This is a genomic window from Vibrio sp. E14 (genome assembly GCF_020515785.1).
Lineage (GTDB): Bacteria > Pseudomonadota > Gammaproteobacteria > Enterobacterales > Vibrionaceae > Vibrio > Vibrio diabolicus.
In genome coordinates this window covers 406,247-428,315 of the sequence record NZ_JAHPJI010000002.1, presented here as the reverse complement: position 1 = coordinate 428,315, position 22,069 = coordinate 406,247, and the positions used below count along the sequence as shown (strand labels likewise).

Sequence of the window (22,069 nt, the reverse complement as noted above, 5' to 3'; positions counted from 1 at the left end):
ATAAATAAGAAATAGTTACTTCTTCTTGTCTTTCTTATCTTTATTGTGGCCTTTACCTGGGTTGTCGTCCCCGTGAACGCTGCTGTTGCCTTTGTTGTCTTTATCTTTCCACTGTTTTGAAGAGCAATCATCTGATTTGATAGAAACATTGTCTCCGCTTAGGCGGACACAGTCGTTACTTAGCTCAAAGCCATCACCTTTCACCGAGATTTCAGCGTGTGCAGATGCCAGTGGCAGTAAAATAGCCGCAAGTAGTAGTGCTTTTTTCATGATTACCTCATTAATTTATTTTTAGTGTGGTAATTAGAGCATAAGCCGCAATGGCGTAATTTCAATTTTCTGCCAATTATGGTGTCGATTCTATTTATGAGACCCACAACCTCATTGGTTTGTAGGTATATACTTACTAATCGATAATTTTATTACTGCGCAATTAGATCATCCTAAGCCGCAATCTTTTGGCCTAAGTTGGAACTCTTCAATCGATCCAATTTCTTGCCCTAAGTGGATGCGCGGAGCGTCCGAATGCGATTGCCCTTGAGAGTGCATGACCAATCGGTTTGCCGTGCGAGGTTTCAACTCATTAACGACAAAGCGAATCATGTCTGCTCGGGTCAATTTCTTCAGTTCAGCAAGTACCTTGTCACGTTGGTTAAACTCGGTGTCTTTGTTTCCTATTGCAACCCAAAGACGCTGAGCACGACCTCGCAGTGTGGTGTCCGGCGTCGCTATTTGATTCCACAAGCCGCGCTTACTGCTATGCCATTGGTAATCGTTCAGTTCTAACAGCACCATATAAAAGGCATTTAAGAACTCATCGATTGAGGTAACCAGCTCGGCAGGCGCTGCATTGGGTGACTGCACATAAAGCACAATACCCGGATGACGGTTAAGTGGCATATTGCCAGTGCCCACCATGTAACCTAATTGCTGTTTTGTGCGGATCTCGTGGAAAAATGTTGCCGACATGAGATGGTTCGCCAATGAGTATAGAGCAATGCTACGAGGTTCAATATCCTCACACTGGTGGTAAATAACGACCGCCGAATCTTGCTGGTTACAATGTACTTCACGTTGAAAACTGCCGTTTTTTCCCAGCATGATGAGTGGGCGGAGCGCCTCTTCATAACGCTGCTCTTTTACTCTTAGGGCATCTTTTAAGGTCGTCGCCATGTCATGCGCTTGTTGACGCTGCCAATCTCCGTAAACAAACATTTCAACGTGCAGTTCTGCAAGAATTGATTCTACGAATACCGAGAGTTCATCGACTTCGATTTCTTCTAGCGCTTCGACTAAGGTTGCGAAAGGCGGGTTATTGGGTTGAAGTAGCCCTGTAAGTGCGTTAAAAAGCTGCGAAATAGGACGATCTTGTGAAGCATTTCTCCAGTTACGTAACAGTTGCTGCTTGATGGTTTCAAAGCGTGCAGGGCTGAAATCTCGAGAAGCAAAACGGTGCAGGATCATTTCCAACAATTGAGGCAGTTTTTGGCTGAACCCTGAGAGGGTTAAGGTAACCCCGCCTTGGTGAGCATACATGTTGTAACCCATCCCTGCGATTTCAGCTTGATAGGTTTCTTTTGCTAGCGAGTCGAGGAACATCTCGACACATAGGCGAGTTTTGACAATGTTCTTCGGTGATGCAACAGCATGAGAGCTGTCGATAGCGACATATACAACGCCTTTTGGCACGCGAAATTCATCATCTTGTAAATGCCAAAGTCGGAAGCCTTCGAGATCTTCAATTAACTCTGGTAGTGAGCCACCATTTTCGAACGGCATGGGATCGAGATCGTAGCAAATATAAGGGTTCTTTTCTGGTAAGACGAACTGCCAGCTTGGATCGATTTGTTGATAGAAGCGGCGTTGCTCATCACTAAAAGGCGTGACGGAATATGGAGTAAAGTACCATTCGGCAGTACGGTTGTATTCCAGTCCTTTTGCAATCAGGGTTACACGGACATTATCGATGGTTAAGTATTGCAGCAACGAACGCTGCAGTTGTTCATCATAGCCCGCCATTTTGTAGTCGCCATAAATGGTATCGTCTGGCTGATAATGCTGCATATTGATAACAAGATGGCTAACCAAATCCATTGGTCGAGATGGTTCCTGGAAACGAAACGCCGACTCAAGCACCGCTTGTTTTTCGAGATAGCGCCATTCATCTAGCCCGTCTTGTTTGATCATCGAGAGGTATTGAAAAACCGCTTGGATGATGTCGTCAACGTGGTTGAGACCCTGTGGGGTGAGTGTGCAGCTAACCGTAAAATCTCGATAGTTGCTACCACTTGCGCCGCCTCCTGCAGAAAGTGAAGTAATCCAGCCTTCATTTTTTAGCTGGAGCATTAAGCTGCCTTCGCCTTCATAGCCGAGTAAATGCGCGAAGTAAGAGAGTGGTTTAACGCCGTAGTGCTTATCCATTCCCGGCATTGGAAAGGTGAGAATGAGTTTTCGAAATTCTTTGATTGGTTCAACTTGAACTAAAATCCCGGTACTTTCTTTGGTGCTAATGGGGACATCAATCGATTTTCCACGAAGGTGGTGGTTTGGGATATTGGCAAACATGGCTTCTACCCACGCTTGCTGTTCATCGAGCGACTGCGGCCCAAAGAGCGTCAACGTCATGAGATCGGCAGAGTATTGAGAGTGGTGAAACTCGACAATTTCGTCGCGGATGGATTTACCCTCTCGGTCACCTAATGTATCTAGGTTGCCGACTGAGAACTTAGAGAAAGGGTGATCTGGATTGATGACTTCTTTGTTGACTTGATACAGGCGGCGAGAATCGTCATTAAGTTTGAGTTTGTATTCGGAGTCGACAGCCTGGCGTTCTTTGTCTAAAGCTTCTTCGTTAAACAATGGTGCGGTAAAGAACTGGCTAAATCGATCTAAGGCATTTTCAAAGGCATTCGGAGTAACATCAAAAAAGAAACAAGTGTGCTCAGTACCCGTCCAAGCGTTATTTGTTCCTCCATGCTGGCTAATATAGCTTTGAAACTCGCCCACTTTAGGGTATTTTTCCGTACCCAAAAAAAGCATATGTTCTAAATAGTGTGCCAGACCTTGGCGATCGTTTGGGTCGTCGAAGTGTCCAACGTTCACTGCTAGAGCAGCTGCTGACTGTTGAGCTGTCTCGGAATGAATCAGCAGTACACGCAGATCATTGCTCAAGGTAATGTAGCGGTATTGATTTGAATCGTTAGGACTTAGATGCACGATGCGTCTCCAGATTTCGCATTACAGTAATTATGAACCCCTAGCTAGGGGGCGCAAAGTTTGCGTTTCGACAAATACTGCTTGCCGTATTTTTGTTATTCGTAGACTTCTGCACAGGCCCATCGCGTTTGCGTATGGGGAAGAACTGTTTGAATGAATGCACTGAACTCATAACACAGTTAAATACTGTGATGAACTGAGTACATTCTTTTTAATAGATTGTTAAGAAAGTCGCTATCTTTAGCAAGCGAATTGGTATAATGAACAGATAATTATATCAGTATTTTTGTTTCGTCATTATTAAAGTTAGCCCCGTCTATCTAATAAAGATAGCAGTCAACCTTTTGGTAGCGTTAGCTATCCCTAGGAAATAACATGAAAATATTCATCATGCGTCACGGCGAAGCCGAGCATTTTGCAGATTCAGACGCAGCACGACAATTGACCCCAAGAGGCAGAGTCGAATCAGAAGCGGTTGCGAGAGCCTGTAAAGAACAAGGTTTTGCGCAATTCGATAAAGTGTTGGTGAGTCCGTACATTAGAGCTCAACAAACTTGGCAAGAGATCAGCGAGTATTTTGCTGCAAAAAGCATCGAAACTTGTGAAGATATTACACCTTACGGTCAATCTGAGCATGTATTTGATTTTGCAAGTGCATTGATTGAAGTGGAAAAACTAGACTCGCTTCTGCTTGTCTCTCACTTGCCTTTGGTTGGTTATCTCACTTCAGAGTTTGTAAAAGACATGGCACCACCGATGTTTCCTACATCAGGTCTAGTATGTATTGAATACGATCTACAAACGCAAAACGGTGAAGTGCTGTGGCATATTACGCCATAAGCGTCGAAACCAAATAAGCATTTAAACATTAGATATAGAATGAAGAAAGGCAGGAAATTTCCTGCCTTTTTGTTTAATTGCTTCTACAGTGAGCTAGTTACTTTTCTGGAATCGAGAGCAAAACTAACAACGCACCATCACCGCCGAATTCTAGTGGCGCTTGGTGGAAAGCCATTACGTCTGGGTGTTGTGCTAACCAAAGTGGCGCTTTCTGTTTCAGGATGTGTTTACCAATGCCATGTTGCACACACGCACAGTGAATCTCGTTTTTGACGCAGTAGGCGATCATCGCACCAAGTTCGCGTTTAGCTTCTTGTTGTGTCATGCCGTGCATATCGAGGAATACGTCCGGTACATACACGCCGCGACGCAGACGTTTAACTTCATAAGTGGAGACGTCGTCACGTGCATAACGAGTTGGGCCATCTTCATTTAAGAGAGGGACAAACTCGTCGGAGAAGTAAAACTCAGAATCACTCGCTTCACGGTTGGAGCGCTTGATTTCTTTTTGCTTAGTATTTTTTTTTGGTTGCTGGATTATGGTATCCTGTCGCAACTTTTTTACGCCCTGTACTGCTTCCTGAAACAAGGCGAAATCGTCATCGTGTTCGGTGTCTTTTTTGCTCATTAGGTAAACAATTTCATTAATAAACTTTTATTGGCAGTATTGTAGCGCTTTTCGGAGGCAATTTTGGATAAGATTTTTGTAGAAGAAGCGGTATCGGAGCTGCATACCCTTCAAGATATGATTCGTTGGACGGTAAGCCGCTTTAACGCAGCTAACCTGTTTTACGGTCATGGTACTGATAATGCGTGGGATGAAGCGGTTCAGCTTATCCTGCCAACCTTATACTTGCCGATTGATGTGCCTCCGCACGTATTAAACTCTCGCCTAACCACAAGCGAGCGTCTGCGTATTGTTGAGCGTGTAGTAAAACGTATCAATGAACGTACACCAACTGCATACCTAACCAACAAAGCTTGGTTCTGCGGTCTTGAGTTCTTCGTTGACGAGCGTGTACTCGTGCCACGTTCTCCAATTGGTGAGTTGATTCAAGCTGAATTCCAACCTTGGTTGGTGGAAGAGCCTACGCGCATCATGGACCTATGTACGGGTTCTGGTTGTATCGCGATTGCTTGTGCGCACGCTTTTCCTGAAGCTGAAGTGGATGCGATCGACATCTCTACAGATGCTCTACAAGTGGCTGAGCAAAACGTACAAGATCACGGCATGGAGCAGCAAGTGTTCCCAATTCGCTCTGACTTGTTCCGCGACTTACCAAAAGAGAAGTACAACATGATCGTGTCTAACCCACCATATGTGGATGAAGAAGACATGAACAGCCTGCCAGACGAGTTCACACACGAACCTGAGCTTGGTTTAGCAGCCGGTACGGATGGCCTAAAACTTGTGCGTCGTATTCTAGCAAACGCACCAGACTACCTAACAGATAACGGCATTCTTATCTGTGAAGTTGGCAACTCAATGATTCATATGATGGAACAGTACCCAGAGATTCCGTTCACTTGGATTGAGTTTGAGAACGGCGGTCACGGCGTATTCATGCTAACGCGTGACCAGCTGGTTGAGTGTGCCGAAGAGTTCAAACTGTACAAAGACTAATAGGGTCTTGCACTAAATGTCAAAACACCGAGCTTTATGCTCGGTGTTTTTTTATGCATAACTCGCCGATATTAACTCTTTACATCAAAACGTAATAAAGCCACTATGAATCCACGAAGAATTGGAAAGCAGTTGCGCTCTGGTTTGAGAGGGCGTAGCGATAAAAACTTGAGGAAGTAATGGCAGGAAACAGTATCGGACAACATTTCCGAGTGACGACATTCGGGGAAAGTCACGGTATCGCACTGGGATGTATCGTAGACGGATGTCCTCCGGGGTTAGAAATTACAGAAGCAGATCTGCAAATCGATCTCGACCGCCGTCGTCCAGGCACATCTCGTTACACCACACAACGTCGTGAACCGGATGAAGTTAAAATTCTTTCTGGTGTTTTTGAAGGCAAAACCACAGGCACATCGATCGGTTTGCTAATTGAAAACACCGATCAGCGCTCAAAAGATTACTCGGACATCAAAGATAAATTCCGTCCGGGTCATGCTGATTATACTTACCACCAAAAGTATGGCATCCGTGACTATCGAGGTGGCGGCCGTTCGTCTGCTCGTGAAACCGCAATGCGTGTGGCGGCGGGTGCAATCGCGAAGAAATACTTGAAAGATGAGTTTGGTGTTGAGATTCGCGCGTACTTGTCACAAATGGGTGATGTTTCTATCGACAAGGTAGATTGGAACGAAATCGAAAACAATGCGTTCTTTTGCCCAGATGTGGACAAAGTAGAAGCGTTTGACCAACTTATCCGTGACCTGAAAAAAGAAGGCGACTCTATTGGCGCGAAAATTCAGGTTGTGGCAACTAACGTGCCTGTTGGTCTTGGTGAACCTGTATTTGACCGTCTGGATGCAGACATCGCGCACGCGCTAATGAGCATTAATGCGGTGAAAGGCGTTGAGATCGGTGATGGCTTTGATGTGGTAAACCAAAAAGGCAGTCAACACCGTGATACGCTTGCTCCTGAAGGTTTTGGCAGTAATCACGCGGGCGGTATTCTTGGCGGTATCTCAACTGGTCAAGACATTGTGGCTAACATTGCGCTTAAGCCAACATCAAGCATCACCGTTCCGGGTGAGACCATCACAAAAGAAGGTGAGCCAACTCAATTGAGCACCAAAGGCCGTCATGATCCTTGTGTGGGTATTCGTGCCGTACCAATTGCTGAAGCGATGCTCGCGATTGTGGTGATGGATCATTTGCTGCGTCATCGTGGTCAGAACCATGGCGTAACAACTGAAACACCGAAGATTTAAGTTTAAAAATAAGCTTGATAGAGAGACAAAAGGCTGCTCAATGAGCAGCCTTTTTAATGTGTTTTCATTACGCGTTTAGATTTAAATTAATGGAGTGAGCCTTCCGTTTCCAAATTGAAAGAAGGGAGACGCCACTTAAAACGTACCGCGGCCATACGCAGCATATAACCGGTGATCAGTGTAATGATAGTGGCTGTTACATCGGGAACATTAAATTCTAATAGCGCTAAGTACATTCCTGATGCGATAAGAGCGACAGAAGCGTAAAGTTCTTCATGCAGTACCAACGGTGTTTGGCGACAGATTAAGTCGCGGAGTAGCCCACCGAATACACCCGTTACTAGCGCTGAAACCATACAGATCCCAGGGTGTAAGCCCATGCCCATCGCAATCTTAGTTCCGATGATGCTGAATACGATTAGACCTAACGCATCAAGGCGGATGAATAGACCTTTTAGCTTAATCACCCATTTCGCTAAGCCTGTGGTAAGTACACCCGCAATACACGTGATTGCTAGGAACTCTGGGTTTTTTACCCAACCAAGAGGGTAGTGTCCCAGTAAAATGTCACGTACGGTGCCACCACCAATGGCCGTTGCACTGGCCACCAACATAACACCAAACCAGTCCATTTTTCTTCTACCAGCACTCAACGCACCTGTCATGGCTTCAGCCGTGATACCAATGATATACAACACACTTAGCAACATAGGGAGACACTCAACGTAAAAAGTCACTACGTTCTACGTGAATCATCGTAGGCGCAGCAACAACACTTACAAAAGGTTTTATCATTCTTAAAAAGTGATTAAAACCAGCAACATGCCTGTAATCAAACCGCTTAAAAAACAGCAGTTTGAGCAGCATCAAAATAAGGCGAGAGTGTAGTAGCAAATGAGTACGCTGACGAATGAGAAATTATATGGAGAAAGCGATGTTCAGATAAATTCAACTAATAACCAAAACTGTGGGGGCATCTTTACCTTATAGATAAAAACAGCGACAATACCCAGCGCATGTCAAACTGAAGTACAAACTCGACGATGACCCACGAATACCAAGACCTTATCACCATTTTTAATGACACCTTTTTAGACCAATTTAATACGAAATTGGAGTTAGGTGGTGATGAGCCTATTTATCTTCCTGCTGATGATGAACACCCTCATCATCGGATTATTTTTGCTCGGGGTTTTTATGCCTCCGCATTACACGAAATCTCGCATTGGTGTGTGGCAGGGCCAGAGCGTCGTTTGCTGGAAGATTTTGGCTATTGGTATGAACCCGATGGGCGCACGGCAGAAGTTCAAGCGGAGTTTGAGAAAGTTGAAGTGCGTCCGCAAGCTTATGAATGGATTCTGGCACAAAGTGCTGGCTTCCCTTTTACGGTGAGTTGTGACAATCTACACGGCGATTTTGAACCAGATAGGCTCGGCTTTATGCAGAAAGTGCATAAAGAAGTGTTAGGTATTTTGGAAGCTGGCTTGCCTTTGCGAGTGAAAATGCTTTCGGATGCTCTGCGTGCGTTTTACCAAACCAAGCCGCTGGAAGCGTCAGACTTTTGCGTTAAATAACCTCAAATAACCTCAGAGATACACCATGATTATTGAATTTGAAGAAAAACTACTGGAACTGATTGATGCTCGAATTGAAACAGCATCTGACGATGAATTGTTTGCTGGTGGTTATCTACGTGGTCACATCTCTTTGTCTGCGGCATCTTGTGAAGAAGAAGGCATTAGCGATATTACTGAGCTGAAGTCACGCATTGAGAGCAGTTTGGAAGACGCTCGTACCGAGTTAAGCCCAGCTGATCGCGCGATCGTCAGTGACTTGTGGCAACAACTGCAGGCTCAGGCTTAATCTCCGAACGTCGTTCTCCATTTATTAGTCCAAATCATTTACTACTTCGAAAAATTCGAACCTCTCCATAAAATTTTTGTGGTTGTAGCGAAACTGTTCAACTTTTATTCTGGTTAGCATAAAACGTGAACAAAGGATTACAACCATGAAAATTGTCGCATTTGGTGCTTCTACCAGCTCTACCTCAATCAACAAATTACTTGCTACATACGCAGCAAACCAAGTCGAAGACGCTCAAGTGAACGTTTTAGACTTAAACAATTATCAAGTACCGATGTTTAGCGAAGACAAAGAGAAAGAAATTGGTCAAGCTGAAGGTGCAGTCGCATTTTTACGTGATTTGGCTGAGGCTGACGCTATTGTTGTTTCCTTCGCAGAGCATAACGGCTCATACCCAGCAGCGTATAAAAACCTGTTTGATTGGGCGACGCGCATTGAGCGCAACGTATTTCAAAACAAGCCGGTCGTTTACTTAGCAACTTCTCCTGGCCCGGGTGGCGCACAGAGCGTTCTTGCGGCGGCAACAGGTTCCGCGCAATTTTTCGGAGCAGATGTGAAAGCATCGCTATCTGTGCCGAGCTTCTACGAGAACTTTGACGTGGAGTCTGGTGAGGCGGTAAATCCGGAAGTGGCAGAACAAGTGAGACAGGCAATTGCACAGCTGAAGTAATTTCAACACGAGTGACTTAATGAGTTAGTGATTCCCGACACATATTTGCGTCGGGAATGTAAACGAGAGAATACTCTTACAGCTCAGTAATGGCTTTGCCTTTTCTTAGTTTACGAACCCACATTCGACTTGGATGAAGTTCGGTCAATACATCAACAGGTAATGGCAGCGGGTCTCCACAGATTTGCGAGGCCAACACTTCAGCTAACAATGGTGCAGAGCTCAGCCCACGAGATCCTAAACCTAAGAAGCAGAATAAGTTAGTGAACTGATGAACGGTTTCTACCTCTTCTGCTTTTTGATTTTGTAAGTTGGCGTATTGCGTTTTTATCGTCTCAAAGTCACCCACATTTCCGACAAATGGTAAGTGATCTCGGCTCACGCAGCGAATACCTTGGCGAGATCGATTGCCCCTGATATCTACCTCTTTTGGCCATTCTTGGTTCGGTACGCACTTAACTAACTTTTCTGCGTTATCCTTCTGAGCGTTTTCATCAAATTCGTAGTCTAGGTGACTGCGATCGTAGCTCGCGCCTATGCACAGGTGCTGATTGTTTGGGTTAACAGGCGTCATGTAGCCGTCGTAACACAATACCGTTTTCAATTGACTCAGCGTTTCGGTTGCCGGAGCATGACTGACTTGCCCTTTCACCTGTCCCATCGGCAGGGAAGCGGTTTGGCTCAATGTCTGGAACTCATGGCCATTCGCAATCACAACGGTTGAGTGCTCAAATGTTTGACCATTGACCGTTAGTGTCCAAAGCTGATGCTCTTCATCCCAATTTAATGCTTCAACGTGATGTTCAAACTTCGTTGAGAGTAACGATGTCTGTTCTAATTGTTTGATTAACCCACGCGTTAGCTCGGCAGGGCACAACCACCCTCCCATTGGGTAGTGCACAGACAACATGTCGATAGGTAATCCGATAGTATTCGCAGTTTCGTCGGCGGACAGTTTTTGAATCAATTCAGAAGGAAAATTACCCGCAAGCATCTTTTCCAGCTTATCAGCAGATTTTTCATCCCACATTAGCTGAGTTACACCACACCAATCGTGATCGAATGTAACCGACTCCGCAGCTTGTTCAATAAATTGTCGTGCAAACAAAAATGCAGGCGCAAACACACGCGAAACACCAGTATGAGGACCGTTCAACAATGGATACACGGCCCCTTGACGATTACCCGAAGCTCCTTCGGCTGGTTGAGTGTCTTTGCAGTAAAGCGTGACGTTTTGGCCACGACGAACCAACGTTTTCGCTAACGCCGCGCTGGCAATACCGCCTCCGATTATGGCAATCGAATCAAGATTGCTGGACGCCGTGCGATTGAACCACGGAAGATGGTTCGACTGCTTTTCGCGTTGTTCCATCGAACCTGCGATCATTTCACGCTTGGTGCCAAAGCCTTTGACTTTTTTCATTGCAAAGCCTGCTTCGTTCAATCCTCGACGCACAAAGCCCGCTGCGGTAAAAGTGGCAACTGTACAGTCTTGCTTGGCTAACTTAGCCATGTTGTTGAACAGATTTTGGTTCCACATCTCTGGGTTTTTGCTTGGCGCGAATCCATCTAAGAACCAAGCGTCAATCAGTCCTTGTTCGCCATAAGGCACTTGCGGCATGCAGTCTTTGATGTCACCAAACCAAAGGTCGAGTGTGATTGCGCCGTCTTCTAAAATAATGCGATGACATTCCGGCACGGCGGCAGGGTAGTGCTTTTGTAACTTTTCCGCGTACTCAGCTAGCTCAGGCCAAGCTTCATGCGCCTTCTTTAAATCCGCTTGGCTTAGCGGATATTTTTCAAAGCTAATAAAATGCAGCTCTTTCAATGTTGCGTCTGGATACTGGCGACGAAACTCACTAAACCACTGGCATACTGCTAAGAAGTTTAATCCCGTGCCAAATCCTGTTTCACCAATGACAAAACGTCTTTGGTCAAATTCCTGCCATCTTTCTGGGAGATGATTTTGTTTTAAGAAAACGTAGCGTGTCTCTTCAAGACCGTTTACGTTAGAGAAGTAAACATCATCAAATTGGTCTGAAACCGGAGTACCAGCTTCGTTCCAACCAAGTTCTGCGTTTTTTATTGAAGTCATAATGGTGCAAATTTGTGATTTGGCGCGGTAAGAATGGGGCGATTGTACGAATTTATGGGAAAGCTGACCACTTTTGTTGACTATCTTAGTTATCATCTAGCGGATTTTTGAATTATAGGAATGTCATAATGAAACGAGTCGTAATCACCGGTATGGGTATTGTTTCAAGTATCGGTAACAACGTCGAAGAAGTTCTAGCGTCTCTTAAAGCGGGCAAATCTGGCATCACTGCATCTGAGCAGTTCAAAGAACACGGTCTTCGTTCGCAAGTATGGGGTGACCTAAAAATCAACCCGGCGGAACACATCGACCGTAAGCAGATGCGCTTTATGGGTGATGCGGCTGCTTATGCATACCTATCAATGGAGCAGGCAATCGCAGACGCTGGTCTTACAGAGGATCAGGTTTCAAACGATCGTACCGGTATCGTTGCGGGTTCTGGTGGTGCTTCTGCATATAACCAAACGGTAGCGACAGACACGATGCGCGCAAAAGGCGTAAAACGAGTTGGCCCTTACATGGTTCCTCGTACTATGTCTTCTACGGTTTCCGCTTGTCTTGCTACGCCATTTAAGATTCGTGGTGTGAACTACTCAATGAGCTCTGCATGTGCTACTTCTGCACACTGTATCGGTCACGCGATGGAGCTTATTCAACTTGGTAAACAAGACATTGTTTTTGCGGGTGGCGGTGAAGAGCTTGATTGGTCTCAAACCATGATGTTTGACGCCATGGGTGCGCTGTCAACGAAATACAACGACACTCCAGACAAAGCATCTCGTACGTATGATGCGGACCGTGATGGTTTCGTTATCTCTGGCGGTGGCGGCATGCTGGTTATCGAAGAACTTGAGCACGCTCTAGCACGTGGCGCGAAAATCTACGGTGAGATCGTAGGTTACGGTGCGACTTCAGATGGCTACGACATGGTAGCACCATCAGGAGAAGGCGCGATCCGTTGTATGAAGATGGCGATGCAAGACGTTGACGGTGTGGATTACATCAACACGCACGGCACGTCGACACCAGTTGGTGACGTGAAAGAGCTTGGTGCGATCCAACAATTGTTTGGTGAGAACAGCCCAGCAATCTCTGCAACAAAAGCAATGACTGGTCACGCACTAGGCGCCGCTGGTGTGCACGAAGCGATTTACTCAACACTTATGCTAGACAAAAACTTCATTGCTCCAAGCATCAATATTGAAAACTTGGACGAAGCAGCTCAAGGTCTGGACATCGTGACAGAAGCACGTGATGCAGAGTTAACAACCGTAATGTCAAACAGCTTTGGCTTTGGCGGCACAAACGCAACTTTGGTTATTAAAAAGTACCAAGGTTAACTGAATTTGTTGGCGCGCCACGTGAGTGAGAACAGCGTCAACAATCCAGTTTCCAGAGCTTGATCAGTCACACTGATCGAACAGACGCAGACTCTATCCCATGGAGAGCGGGATAGGATCCTTTTGTTCTGGAACTTTGCCCGGCTATTTAGCCGGGCTTTTTCTTTTCTCAATTTCTGCTTTTTACGTTGCTTCCCGTTAAACGATTTCTTTGGAACTAATCTCCTTGAGGTTTATTAGGGTTATTTCTTGAGATTTTTCGGGAAAAGGGCACAATCGCTTTAGTTTCGCATCTTGCGAATAAACGAACTCATACAAATGGATGTTAAAACGCTGGCGCTATGAAAATTATTGTTGATGAAAATATGCCGTACGCTGAAGAGCTATTCAGCCAACTCGGTAACGTAATTCTAAAACCAGGTCGTACACTGACGGCTGATGATTTAGTGGATGTTGATGCCCTAATGATTCGCTCAGTCACCAAAGTGAATGCTGACCTGATCAGCAAAGCAAACAAGCTGAAGTTTGTTGGTACGGCAACAGCAGGTATGGATCATGTTGACCAAGCACTTTTAAAAGAGAAAGGCATTTTCTTCACTGCGGCGCCAGGGTGTAACAAAGTGGGGGTGGCGGAATACGCGTTCAGCGTGATGATGGTGCTCGCACAGCAACACGGTTTCTCGGTGTTTGACAAGACGGTAGGTATTATTGGTGCAGGCCAAGTAGGTAGCTACCTAGAGAAATGTTTGAAAGGCATGGGGATTAAAGTTCTCATCAATGACCCATTCAAACAAGAGGCTGGTGATCCTCGTAGCTTTACTCCGTTGACAGAACTGATTGAAAGCTCAGACATCATTACACTACATACGCCAATCACCAAAGATGGCCCATATCCAACTCATCATTTAATTGATGAAACGGTTTTAAACTCGCTTCGTGGTGATCAGATTTTGATTAACGCCGCGCGAGGTCCAATCGTTGATAACGAGGCATTGAAGCAACGTCTTTTGAAAAACGACGGTTTTACCGCAGCGCTTGACGTATTTGAATTTGAACCAGAGGTTGATATGGAGCTTCTGCCTCTGCTAGCATTCGCAACCCCTCACGTTGCAGGCTATGGCTTGGAAGGGAAAGCTCGCGGTACGACGATGATTTTCAACAGCTACTGTGAGTTCTTAAATAACGAATTACGTGCGCATGCCAGCGATTTACTGCCAACCGCGCCTGTTCCAACTATGGTATTGGACAGAGCTTGGGATGAAGCAACACTGCATAACATCACGCAGTTAATCTATGATGTGCGTAGAGATGACGCTCTTTTCCGTCGTGAGATCAGTAAGCCAGGTGCTTTTGACCTGATGCGTAAAAACTACTGGGATCGCCGTGAATACAGCGCTGTCACGCTAGTGGGTAACAAAACATGTAACCTTGCTCCATTAGCAGAACTAGGTTTTCAGATTGAGGTAAGTCAATGAGCCAGCAATATAATGTTGCCATTTTAGGTGCGACCGGTGCGGTCGGTGAAACAATTTTAGAAGTGCTTCAAGAACGTAAATTCCCAGTGGGTGACATTCACTTATTGGCAAGTGAGCGTAGCGAAGGCAAGACTTATCGCTTTAATGGCAAAACGGTTCGTGTACAGAACGTTGAAGAGTTTGATTGGTCTCAAGCTCATATTGCGTTGTTCTCTGCTGGTGGTGAGCTATCTGAAAAATGGGCGCCAATCGCGGCAGATGAAGGTGTTATCGTTATCGACAACACTTCACACTTCCGTTACGAGTACGACATTCCTCTCGTTGTGCCAGAAGTAAACCCAGAAGCGATTGCAGAGTTTCGTAACCGTAACATCATCGCGAACCCAAACTGTTCGACCATTCAAATGCTGGTGGCACTAAAACCAATTCACGATGCAGTGGGTATTGAGCGTATTAACGTATCTACATACCAATCCGTATCTGGTGCGGGTAAAGCGGGCATTGACGAACTAGCAGGTCAAACGGCTAAGCTTCTAAACGGTCTGCCAGCGGATAAGAAGCAATTCTCTCAACAGATTGCGTTTAACTGTATTCCGCAAATCGATCAGATGATGGAAAATGGCTACACCAAAGAAGAAATGAAAATGGTGTGGGAAACACAGAAGATCTTTAACGATCCATCAATCACAGTAAACCCAACGTGTGTGCGTGTGCCGGTATTCTATGGTCATGCTGAAGCGCTTCACATTGAGACTCGCTCTCCAATTGATGCACAAGAAGTCATTAATCTACTTGAGCAAACAGAAGGCATTGAAGTCTTCCACGGTGATGACTTCCCGACACAAGTGCGTGATGCGGGCGGTAAAGATCATGTTATGGTTGGTCGTATCCGCAACGATATCAGCCACCACAGTGGTGTAAACTTGTGGGTTGTGGCGGATAACGTGCGTAAAGGCGCAGCAACTAACGCGGTACAAATCGCTGAAGTCCTGATCCGCGATTACTACTAAGTCACTTACTGTTCATTTCAAAGCCTCGCATTGTGCGAGGCTTTTTTGTACGAACGGAACAAAATAGTGTGAGATTAGTACGAATATGGCGAGAGCCACACATTTTTTATTCTCAACGCTATAGTTTTGCATGTGATATCCGATATATTTAACCGATCACCATTTCAAATTGTATTTAGCACAAAACTGAGCCTTCTATGCGTCAAAATTATAAGCGTTTGTTAGCAGCCCTTGTGTTGATGAGCGCGACTCAGACATCATCAGTGGTTCAAGCCGAAGGAATTCGTCTTGTTGGACCGTCTGGTGAAGTGCAATCATCTCCGAGCTATGCTGAAGATATTGAGCGAGCATTACCTGCTCCTCCTGCAAATACTCAGCCGTCACGTTTCTTTGGTCCGACTGGTGAAAATCAAACACTATGGTCGATCGCTTCAGAATTACGACCTTCACGCGGTGTTACCGTTCAACAAACGCTTCTTGCCATTTATCGAATTAACCCTCAAGCGTTTGAGAACCAAAACATTCATGAGTTGATTCCAGGGAGTCGACTACGAGTACCGTCTCTAGAGCAAGTGCAAAGCGCGACTACAGAGCAAGCTGTTGCGATTATGAAGGCGCACGAGGCTAAGTTAAAACAGCCGAAGCCGACAAATAGAGCCACGCCAGCGCAACGCGTCACCGAGCAACCAAAGCCACAAATAAAAGTAGAACCCAAGCCTGTTGCTCCTAAACCAGAAATCACTGTAGCTGCGGAACCAAAACCGGTTCAAAAAACAATACCAGTTATTCCTGCGCCACCTGTGAACACCTCTCCGCAGGGTGAAAAGCAGGTCAGTGCGTTAAAAGACAAACTTCAAGGCTCACAAAGTGAATTAGAGTCATTGGAAGAGAAGAACCATCGTCTTCGCTTAATGTTGTCAGAAGTGCAAAGCGAAGTTGAAACCTTGAAAAATGAGCTGAATGACGAAGAACGCATTCGCTCGGAAGTCGAGAAACTGCTTGCTGAAGAGCGCCAGCGCCTTGCTGAGCAACAACGCATGCAGCCAAGTACGATTGACAAGATTTTGTCTAATGGTTGGCTTGTCGGCTTAGCGGCGCTTATTCCAGGTGCATTGCTGGCACTATTGGTTGTGATGTTGCTTGGTCGCCGTTCTAAAAACAAAGAGGAAGAGCCTGCTGCGCAATCGCCGCAGGAAACCGATCCATTAGCTGCGCCAATTGGTTTAGCGGCGACGGACGAGCTGGATGAAGAACTCACACTTGATGATGAGTTGTTCGCAGATGAAGATATTAATACTCAGGCTACACAAGAAGAGAAGCCAGATTTAGAAGAAGACGTCTTTGCCAACCTTGACGATGAAGAACTGGATTTCAACCTAGAAGGGGACGATGACCCATTTGCGGGGATCGGTGATGACGGCGACCTGGATGTTGGTCTGGATGAGTTTGAGTCATCGAACAATGGTATCCAAGTTAACGGCGAAGAAAAAGCGCTTGGTTTAGAAGAGATGGAGCGAGCCTTAGATGAGGTTGCTCCAGAACTAGAAGTGCTCGATGACGATGAGGCTGGCTTCGATCTTTCAGATGATACGAACGAGAAAGCAGATTCGCTCTCAGATGACGCATTTGCGGAACTACTTGCAGCAGATGAGCCGTCAGAAGAGTTACCAAGTGACACTGTCGATCAGGATATGCTTGATGACTTGTTTGCGGAACTTGGCAACGACGACTTCGACCTAGATACCGATGAACCTGAACTAAAACAGCCCGTATCGGATGATGATTTCAGCGCAGGAGAGGCATCTGATGACGATATCGATAAGCTATTAGCTCAATACGAGCAGCCTGTTACTGAGTCGACAGAAGTTGAAGGTGACGCCAGTGAAGACGCCGTTCTAGATGAAAACAGTACGGACTTACTCGATGAACTGATCGATTTTGACGAAGATGAAACAGATGACGAGTTTGACCCACTGAATGAGCTAGAAGCACTCTCTGGTTTTGAAGGTGATGACTCGATTGAAGAGTTAGATGCAGATAGCACAGATTTACTAGATGAACTCATTGATGACGTTACATCCGAACTTGATGAAGAGACAGGAACTGAGACTGAGTTAGACCCGTTTGATGATCTGATTCGAGAGGACGAAAGCCCTGCACAGACTAAATCGGAAGAGGAAGAGTTACTCGCTTCACTTGGTTTTGGCGAACCAGACGGCGACGAAAAACCATCTTCAATAGCCGAGTCAGAGCCCGCTCATGAAGAGCCGGAAATTGAGTCTGGTTTGGACATCGATGCTTTATTAAGTGACAGTCAACCAGATCCGCAACAAACAGCGCCAGAGCAACCATTAACCGAGCCAGAAACTGATTCAGAGCCATTTAGCAGCGATGAGTTTCTGGGTGATTTAGAGGACCTCTCACCAGAGAACGATCCTTTAATGAGCGAGCTAGACGACTTGTTTGAGTCAGACAGTGAAGAGCTTCAGCCTACAGAGCAAGAAAACGCGGACTTTTCTGCTGAACTGGATGCGCTATTTGATACTGAAGATGATTTAGCGCAACAACAAGTTGAAGAGCCGCAAGCTGAGATAGAGGAATCTTCGCCACAACAAGAAGAGGATGCCAATTCTAAGTCAACGCAAGATGCATCAGTAGAGCCTGATGCTAAAGTGCCGCCTCAAGTTGAGACAGTAGAAGACGCTCCAGCGTTCACTCCGACACCAAATACAGTAGAAAATGAATTTGGTGTTCCACAAGAAGAAGATTGGCTACTGGATGAGCCTGAACTAGAAAGTGAAACTCAACCAGAACAAGAACAAAACTCGGGTAACAAAAGTGAGCCAGAAAGTTCAGAACTAGCATCAGAAACTGATTCGGCCACCAATGCAGAAGAAGAGTGCGATTTTGATGAACTTGATCTACCAGAGTTCAGTGAAGAAGACGCACTGGCGTCCATGGCGGACGAACCTGCGTTTGATGACCCAGAGTCTATCGAGCCTGAGCGCTCTGAAGTTGAGTCGGCTACTGAAGCAGAAAAAGAACTCAATTTTGATGAACTCGAACTACCAGAGTTCAGTGAAGAAGATGCACTGGCATCCATGGCGGACGAACCTGCGTTTGATGACCCAGAGTCTATCGAGCCTGAGTGCTCTGAAGCTGATTCGGCCACTGAAGCAGAAGAAGAGTTCGATTTCGATGAACTCGAACTGCCAGAGTTTAGTGAAGAGGATGCATTGGCGTCCATGGCGGGCGAACCTACGTTAGATGAACCAGAATCTATCGAGCCTGAGCGCTCTGAAGCTGATTCGGCGACTGAAGCAGAAGAAGAGTTCGATTTTGATGAACTCGAACTGCCAGAGTTTAGTGAAGAGGATGCATTGGCGTCCATGGCAGGCGAACCTACGTTAGATGAACCAGAATCTATCGAGCCTGAGCGCTCTGAAGCTGAGTCGGCGACTGAAGCAGAAGAAGAGTTCGATTTTGATGAACTCGAACTGCCAGAGTTTGGTGAAGAGGATGCATTGGCGTCCATGGCGGACGAATCTGCGTTAGATGAACCAGAATCTATCGAGCCTGAGCGCTCTGAAGCTGAGTCGGCGACTGAAGCAGAAGAAGAGTTCGATTTTGATGAACTCGAACTGCCAGAATTCAGTGAAGAAGATGCATTGGCGTCTATGGAAGAAGAGCCAGAATTACCGAGTTCTGAAACCGCAGATATAGAACCAATCTCCGGTGAGGATGAAGAGCTAAGTTTTGACGACCAAGATCTTCCTGAGTTCAATGAGGAAGATGTTCTCGCATCAATGAATGAGAGTGCGCCAGAGACTCCTAATGTTGAAGCTGAGACATCGAGACCAACTCTTCAAGCCGATAACGATCATGATGCTTTGTTTGAAGTTTTTGCGCAGCAAAACGGTCTTGATAATGAACCAGAAGTGCAGCCAACGGCGACAGAGGGTGAGCCGCTAAGTGACTTGGATGATGAATCTTCAATGGCTAACCTTCTTGCTGAAGACGCAAGTTCAGAGGTATTTGAAGGTCAGTTAGACAGTGACACCATCGCAAGCGCAGGTATGGATTTTGAAACCATGCTTGATGTTGGAGATGATTGGGATGGCTTTAAACCCGCTGCCGATAGCGTAAGTTCTGCGGACGAAGTGCCCGAGGACCAGCGTGATGTCTGGAATTCAAGTGATGCACTAAGTCAGCCAGAGATCGCGCAAGAAAACTGGGCAGAGCAAAGCGACTTGGATGACTTCGACCCGAAGAAAAATCAATTTATGACGATTGATGAATTGATGGCTCAGGTCGATAAAGAAGGTGGTGAGTTCGAAGAGGAAGATCTGAAGCTTGATGTCGGATTGAACGAGTTTCCAGATGTTATCGGTGAGATCGGCGATGTTGACGTAGATAGCAATGCTGAAGCTGCTGGAAAACTGGACCTTGCTAAAATCTATCTCGAGATGAATGATTCTCAAGGGGCGATAAAACTACTAGAAGAGGCGATTGTTTACGGTGAAGATGATATTCGCCGCGAAGCAAAGAGCCTGATTGATGCCATTAATGGCCGATAAATCGAAAAGGGTAGCGTTGGCTACCCTTTTTGTGTCTCGCTAGTATGGTGATGCCTTTACGTCATCCTTGTTGAAACTGGCAACTTGAGGTGACTTGAGTATATACTTCCCGCCCCATTTTAGAGTTCGAAGGTTAAGATGAGAATCGCATTAGGTATCGAGTACAACGGTACAAACTACTTTGGTTGGCAGCGCCAAAGAGAAGTGAAAAGTGTCCAAGAAGAGCTAGAGAAAGCATTGTCCGTTGTTGCTAATCACCCAGTTGAAGTACAGTGTGCTGGTCGGACAGACGCTGGCGTGCATGGCACAGGACAAGTTGTGCACTTTGATACCAACGTTACTCGAAAAATGGTAGCTTGGACCATGGGCGCAAACGCGAACATGCCAAGTGATATAGCGGTTCGTTGGGCTAAGGAAGTCCCAGATGATTTCCATGCACGATTCTCAGCGACAGCGCGCCGTTATCGTTACATTATTTTCAATCATGCTTTACGACCTGGCATCTTAAACTCTGGTGTGAGCCACTATCATGGTGAGCTCGACGAGAAAAAAATGCATGAGGCAGGGCAGTATCTGCTTGGTGAAAATGATTTTACGTCGTTTCGTGCGGCGCATTGTCAGTCTCGTAGCCCATTTCGAAACTTGATGCATCTGAACGTTACGCGCCATGGGAACTATGTGGTTATTGATATTAAAGCTAATGCGTTCGTGCATCATATGGTTCGTAACATCACGGGTAGCTTGATAAAGGTTGGACGTGGTGAAGAGAGCCCTGAATGGATCAAATGGTTACTAGAGGCTAAAGATCGCAAACTAGCGGGTGCGACAGCGAAAGCGGAAGGTCTGTACCTGGTAGATGTAGACTATCCAGAAGAATTTGGGTTACCTGAAGTGCCGATCGGTCCACTGTTTTTGCCAGATAATTTGAACTAATTTTACAAACTTATTTCAAAATATCGGTAGTGTTTACATTGAATGTGAGCGGAAAACATACGCTATTTATGATATCAAAAATAGGTACAACCAGTTTTTTATCTACAGTAGCTGCAAGATATGGTTTAATCCGTCGGTATTATGTCGAATTTATATCTTTCGCAATGAAGCGGAAGAGTTGAGAGAAAAGGTCTTCCATGAGTTGGCTTGAAAAGATTTTAGAGAAAAGCAACCTAGTAAGTTCACGCAAAGCTTCTATCCCAGAAGGTGTGTGGACTAAATGTACCTCTTGTGAACAGGTTTTATATCATGCTGAACTAGAGCGTAACCTAGAAGTTTGTCCAAAGTGTAACCATCACATGCGCATGAAAGCGCGTCGTCGTTTGGAAACGTTTTTAGATGAAGGCAATCGAGTTGAATTAGGTACCGAACTTGAGCCACAGGATAAACTGAAATTTAAAGATTCTAAGCGATACAAAGAGCGTATCTCTGCAGCACAAAAAAACAGCGGAGAGAAAGATGCGCTAGTTGTGATGCAAGGTGAACTGCTTGGTCTACCCCTTGTGGCGTGTGCGTTTGAATTCTCCTTTATGGGCGGTTCAATGGGTTCAGTTGTTGGTGCTCGCTTCGTTAAAGCGGTGGATGCAGCAATTGAAAACAATTGTGCACTTGTTTGTTTCTCAGCAAGTGGTGGCGCTCGTATGCAAGAGGCATTGATGTCTCTTATGCAAATGGCAAAAACCAGTGCTGCGCTTGAGCGTCTATCAGAAAAAGGTCTGCCGTTTATTTCGGTTCTAACTGACCCTACAATGGGTGGTGTATCAGCAAGTTTGGCTATGTTGGGTGATATCAACATCGGTGAACCTAAGGCGCTGATTGGCTTTGCTGGTCGTCGTGTTATCGAGCAAACAGTGCGTGAAGATCTTCCTGAAGGTTTCCAGCGTAGTGAGTTCCTGCTTGATCACGGTGCGATTGATATGATCGTTGACCGTCGTGAAATGCGTCAGCGTGTGGGTGGTCTAATCGCTAAGATGACTAACCACAAGTCTCCTTTGGTGGTTTCGGTTAACGAATCTCCAAATGAAGAACCATATTCTGTACCAGAAGCGGACGAAAAAGGGTAAAGTATCAACTAACATAAAAACCAAAGAATTTAATGGT

17 protein-coding genes are annotated in these 22,069 nt (G+C 45.7%); 12 read left to right on the top strand and 5 right to left on the bottom strand.

Annotated elements, in window-relative coordinates; all coding sequences use genetic code 11:
• Positions 1–15 precede the first annotated feature (15 nt).
• Together LIX84_RS07240 and LIX84_RS07235 are read right to left on the bottom strand one after the other, a co-directional pair.
• Complete coding sequence (locus LIX84_RS07240; protein ID WP_005397900.1) at positions 16–270, bottom strand: hypothetical protein; 255 nt, start codon at positions 268–270, stop codon at positions 16–18.
• A gap of 168 nt (positions 271–438) precedes the next feature.
• On the bottom strand, positions 439–3,216 hold the full coding sequence (locus LIX84_RS07235; RefSeq protein WP_226420997.1) for an insulinase family protein: 2,778 nt from the start codon (positions 3,214–3,216) through the stop codon (positions 439–441).
• Positions 3,217–3,591: 375 nt separating this feature from the next.
• Here LIX84_RS07235 and sixA point away from each other — a divergent pair, with 375 nt between their 5' ends.
• Positions 3,592–4,056, top strand: coding sequence for a phosphohistidine phosphatase SixA (sixA, locus tag LIX84_RS07230; protein WP_005397904.1), 465 nt, complete (start codon positions 3,592–3,594; stop codon positions 4,054–4,056).
• A gap of 97 nt (positions 4,057–4,153) precedes the next feature.
• On the opposite strand, the gene smrB is transcribed toward sixA, so the two are convergent.
• Positions 4,154–4,684 carry an endonuclease SmrB gene (gene smrB / locus LIX84_RS07225; RefSeq protein ID WP_046875553.1) on the bottom strand — a complete coding sequence of 177 codons (531 nt, stop codon included), beginning with the start codon at positions 4,682–4,684 and terminating at the stop codon, positions 4,154–4,156.
• A 63-nt stretch (positions 4,685–4,747) separates the two neighbouring features.
• Between smrB and prmB the strand changes: the two genes are divergently transcribed.
• Together prmB and aroC are read left to right on the top strand one after the other, a co-directional pair.
• Positions 4,748–5,680, top strand: a complete 933-nt coding sequence (prmB, locus tag LIX84_RS07220; RefSeq protein WP_226420996.1) for a 50S ribosomal protein L3 N(5)-glutamine methyltransferase — start codon at positions 4,748–4,750, stop codon at positions 5,678–5,680.
• Between the two features lie 179 nt (positions 5,681–5,859).
• The gene (gene aroC, locus LIX84_RS07215) at positions 5,860–6,945 is read left to right on the top strand and encodes a chorismate synthase (protein ID WP_226420995.1); all 1,086 of its coding nucleotides are present in this window, start codon (positions 5,860–5,862) and stop codon (positions 6,943–6,945) included.
• Between the two features lie 86 nt (positions 6,946–7,031).
• Here aroC and LIX84_RS07210 read toward each other — a convergent pair whose 3' ends face one another.
• Positions 7,032–7,655 (bottom strand): trimeric intracellular cation channel family protein, encoded by a 624-nt coding sequence (locus LIX84_RS07210; protein WP_012841541.1) that lies wholly within the window; start codon positions 7,653–7,655, stop codon positions 7,032–7,034.
• A 333-nt stretch (positions 7,656–7,988) separates the two neighbouring features.
• On the opposite strand from LIX84_RS07210, the gene LIX84_RS07205 reads away from it, so the two are divergent.
• The 3 genes from LIX84_RS07205 (at position 7,989) to LIX84_RS07195 (ending at position 9,478) form a co-directional block, all read left to right on the top strand.
• Entirely contained in the window at positions 7,989–8,519 is a 531-nt protein-coding gene (locus tag LIX84_RS07205) for an elongation factor P hydroxylase (protein ID WP_012841543.1), read from the top strand.
• Between the two features lie 25 nt (positions 8,520–8,544).
• The gene (locus LIX84_RS07200) at positions 8,545–8,808 is read left to right on the top strand and encodes a YfcL family protein (protein WP_226420994.1); all 264 of its coding nucleotides are present in this window, start codon (positions 8,545–8,547) and stop codon (positions 8,806–8,808) included.
• 145 nt (positions 8,809–8,953) lie between these two features.
• The gene (locus LIX84_RS07195; RefSeq protein ID WP_104972025.1) at positions 8,954–9,478 is read left to right on the top strand and encodes an NADPH-dependent FMN reductase; all 525 of its coding nucleotides are present in this window, start codon (positions 8,954–8,956) and stop codon (positions 9,476–9,478) included.
• A gap of 76 nt (positions 9,479–9,554) precedes the next feature.
• On the opposite strand, the gene mnmC is transcribed toward LIX84_RS07195, so the two are convergent.
• On the bottom strand, positions 9,555–11,573 hold the full coding sequence (gene mnmC / locus LIX84_RS07190) for a bifunctional tRNA (5-methylaminomethyl-2-thiouridine)(34)-methyltransferase MnmD/FAD-dependent 5-carboxymethylaminomethyl-2-thiouridine(34) oxidoreductase MnmC (protein ID WP_226420993.1): 2,019 nt from the start codon (positions 11,571–11,573) through the stop codon (positions 9,555–9,557).
• Between the two features lie 128 nt (positions 11,574–11,701).
• Here mnmC and fabB point away from each other — a divergent pair, with 128 nt between their 5' ends.
• From fabB to accD, 6 genes are all read left to right on the top strand, one after another.
• A complete protein-coding gene (gene fabB / locus LIX84_RS07185; RefSeq protein ID WP_006741726.1) occupies positions 11,702–12,913 on the top strand; it encodes a beta-ketoacyl-ACP synthase I in 1,212 nt (403 codons plus the stop codon).
• Positions 12,914–13,254: 341 nt separating this feature from the next.
• Entirely contained in the window at positions 13,255–14,388 is a 1,134-nt protein-coding gene (locus LIX84_RS07180; RefSeq protein ID WP_226420992.1) for a 4-phosphoerythronate dehydrogenase, read from the top strand.
• Positions 14,385–15,398 (top strand): aspartate-semialdehyde dehydrogenase, encoded by a 1,014-nt coding sequence (locus LIX84_RS07175; protein WP_053808783.1) that lies wholly within the window; start codon positions 14,385–14,387, stop codon positions 15,396–15,398. Before LIX84_RS07180 ends, LIX84_RS07175 begins: the two co-directional genes overlap by 4 nt.
• A gap of 197 nt (positions 15,399–15,595) precedes the next feature.
• On the top strand, positions 15,596–19,975 hold the full coding sequence (locus LIX84_RS07170) for a FimV/HubP family polar landmark protein (RefSeq protein WP_226420991.1): 4,380 nt from the start codon (positions 15,596–15,598) through the stop codon (positions 19,973–19,975).
• Positions 19,976–20,113: 138 nt separating this feature from the next.
• A complete protein-coding gene (gene truA / locus LIX84_RS07165; RefSeq protein WP_047010110.1) occupies positions 20,114–20,908 on the top strand; it encodes a tRNA pseudouridine(38-40) synthase TruA in 795 nt (264 codons plus the stop codon).
• Between the two features lie 197 nt (positions 20,909–21,105).
• Positions 21,106–22,032 carry an acetyl-CoA carboxylase, carboxyltransferase subunit beta gene (gene accD / locus LIX84_RS07160; protein ID WP_005397203.1) on the top strand — a complete coding sequence of 309 codons (927 nt, stop codon included), beginning with the start codon at positions 21,106–21,108 and terminating at the stop codon, positions 22,030–22,032.
• The last annotated feature ends 37 nt before the right edge of the window (positions 22,033–22,069 follow it).

Bases quoted from the DNA above. Each gene is read 5' to 3' on its own strand.
- accD (WP_005397203.1), top strand. From the start codon at position 21,106: ATGAGTTGGCTTGAAAAGATTTTAGAGAAAAGCAACCTAGTAAGTTCA.
- sixA (WP_005397904.1), top strand. From the start codon at position 3,592: ATGAAAATATTCATCATGCGTCACGGCGAAGCCGAGCATTTTGCAGAT.
- LIX84_RS07200 (WP_226420994.1), top strand. From the start codon at position 8,545: ATGATTATTGAATTTGAAGAAAAACTACTGGAACTGATTGATGCTCGA.
- LIX84_RS07210 (WP_012841541.1), bottom strand. From the start codon at position 7,655: ATGTTGCTAAGTGTGTTGTATATCATTGGTATCACGGCTGAAGCCATG.
- smrB (WP_046875553.1), bottom strand. From the start codon at position 4,684: ATGAGCAAAAAAGACACCGAACACGATGACGATTTCGCCTTGTTTCAG.
- LIX84_RS07240 (WP_005397900.1), bottom strand. From the start codon at position 270: ATGAAAAAAGCACTACTACTTGCGGCTATTTTACTGCCACTGGCATCT.
- LIX84_RS07180 (WP_226420992.1), top strand. From the start codon at position 13,255: ATGAAAATTATTGTTGATGAAAATATGCCGTACGCTGAAGAGCTATTC.
- fabB (WP_006741726.1), top strand. From the start codon at position 11,702: ATGAAACGAGTCGTAATCACCGGTATGGGTATTGTTTCAAGTATCGGT.
- LIX84_RS07170 (WP_226420991.1), top strand. From the start codon at position 15,596: ATGCGTCAAAATTATAAGCGTTTGTTAGCAGCCCTTGTGTTGATGAGC.
- LIX84_RS07205 (WP_012841543.1), top strand. From the start codon at position 7,989: ATGACCCACGAATACCAAGACCTTATCACCATTTTTAATGACACCTTT.
- truA (WP_047010110.1), top strand. From the start codon at position 20,114: ATGAGAATCGCATTAGGTATCGAGTACAACGGTACAAACTACTTTGGT.
- LIX84_RS07175 (WP_053808783.1), top strand. From the start codon at position 14,385: ATGAGCCAGCAATATAATGTTGCCATTTTAGGTGCGACCGGTGCGGTC.
- aroC (WP_226420995.1), top strand. From the start codon at position 5,860: ATGGCAGGAAACAGTATCGGACAACATTTCCGAGTGACGACATTCGGG.
- LIX84_RS07195 (WP_104972025.1), top strand. From the start codon at position 8,954: ATGAAAATTGTCGCATTTGGTGCTTCTACCAGCTCTACCTCAATCAAC.
- mnmC (WP_226420993.1), bottom strand. From the start codon at position 11,573: ATGACTTCAATAAAAAACGCAGAACTTGGTTGGAACGAAGCTGGTACT.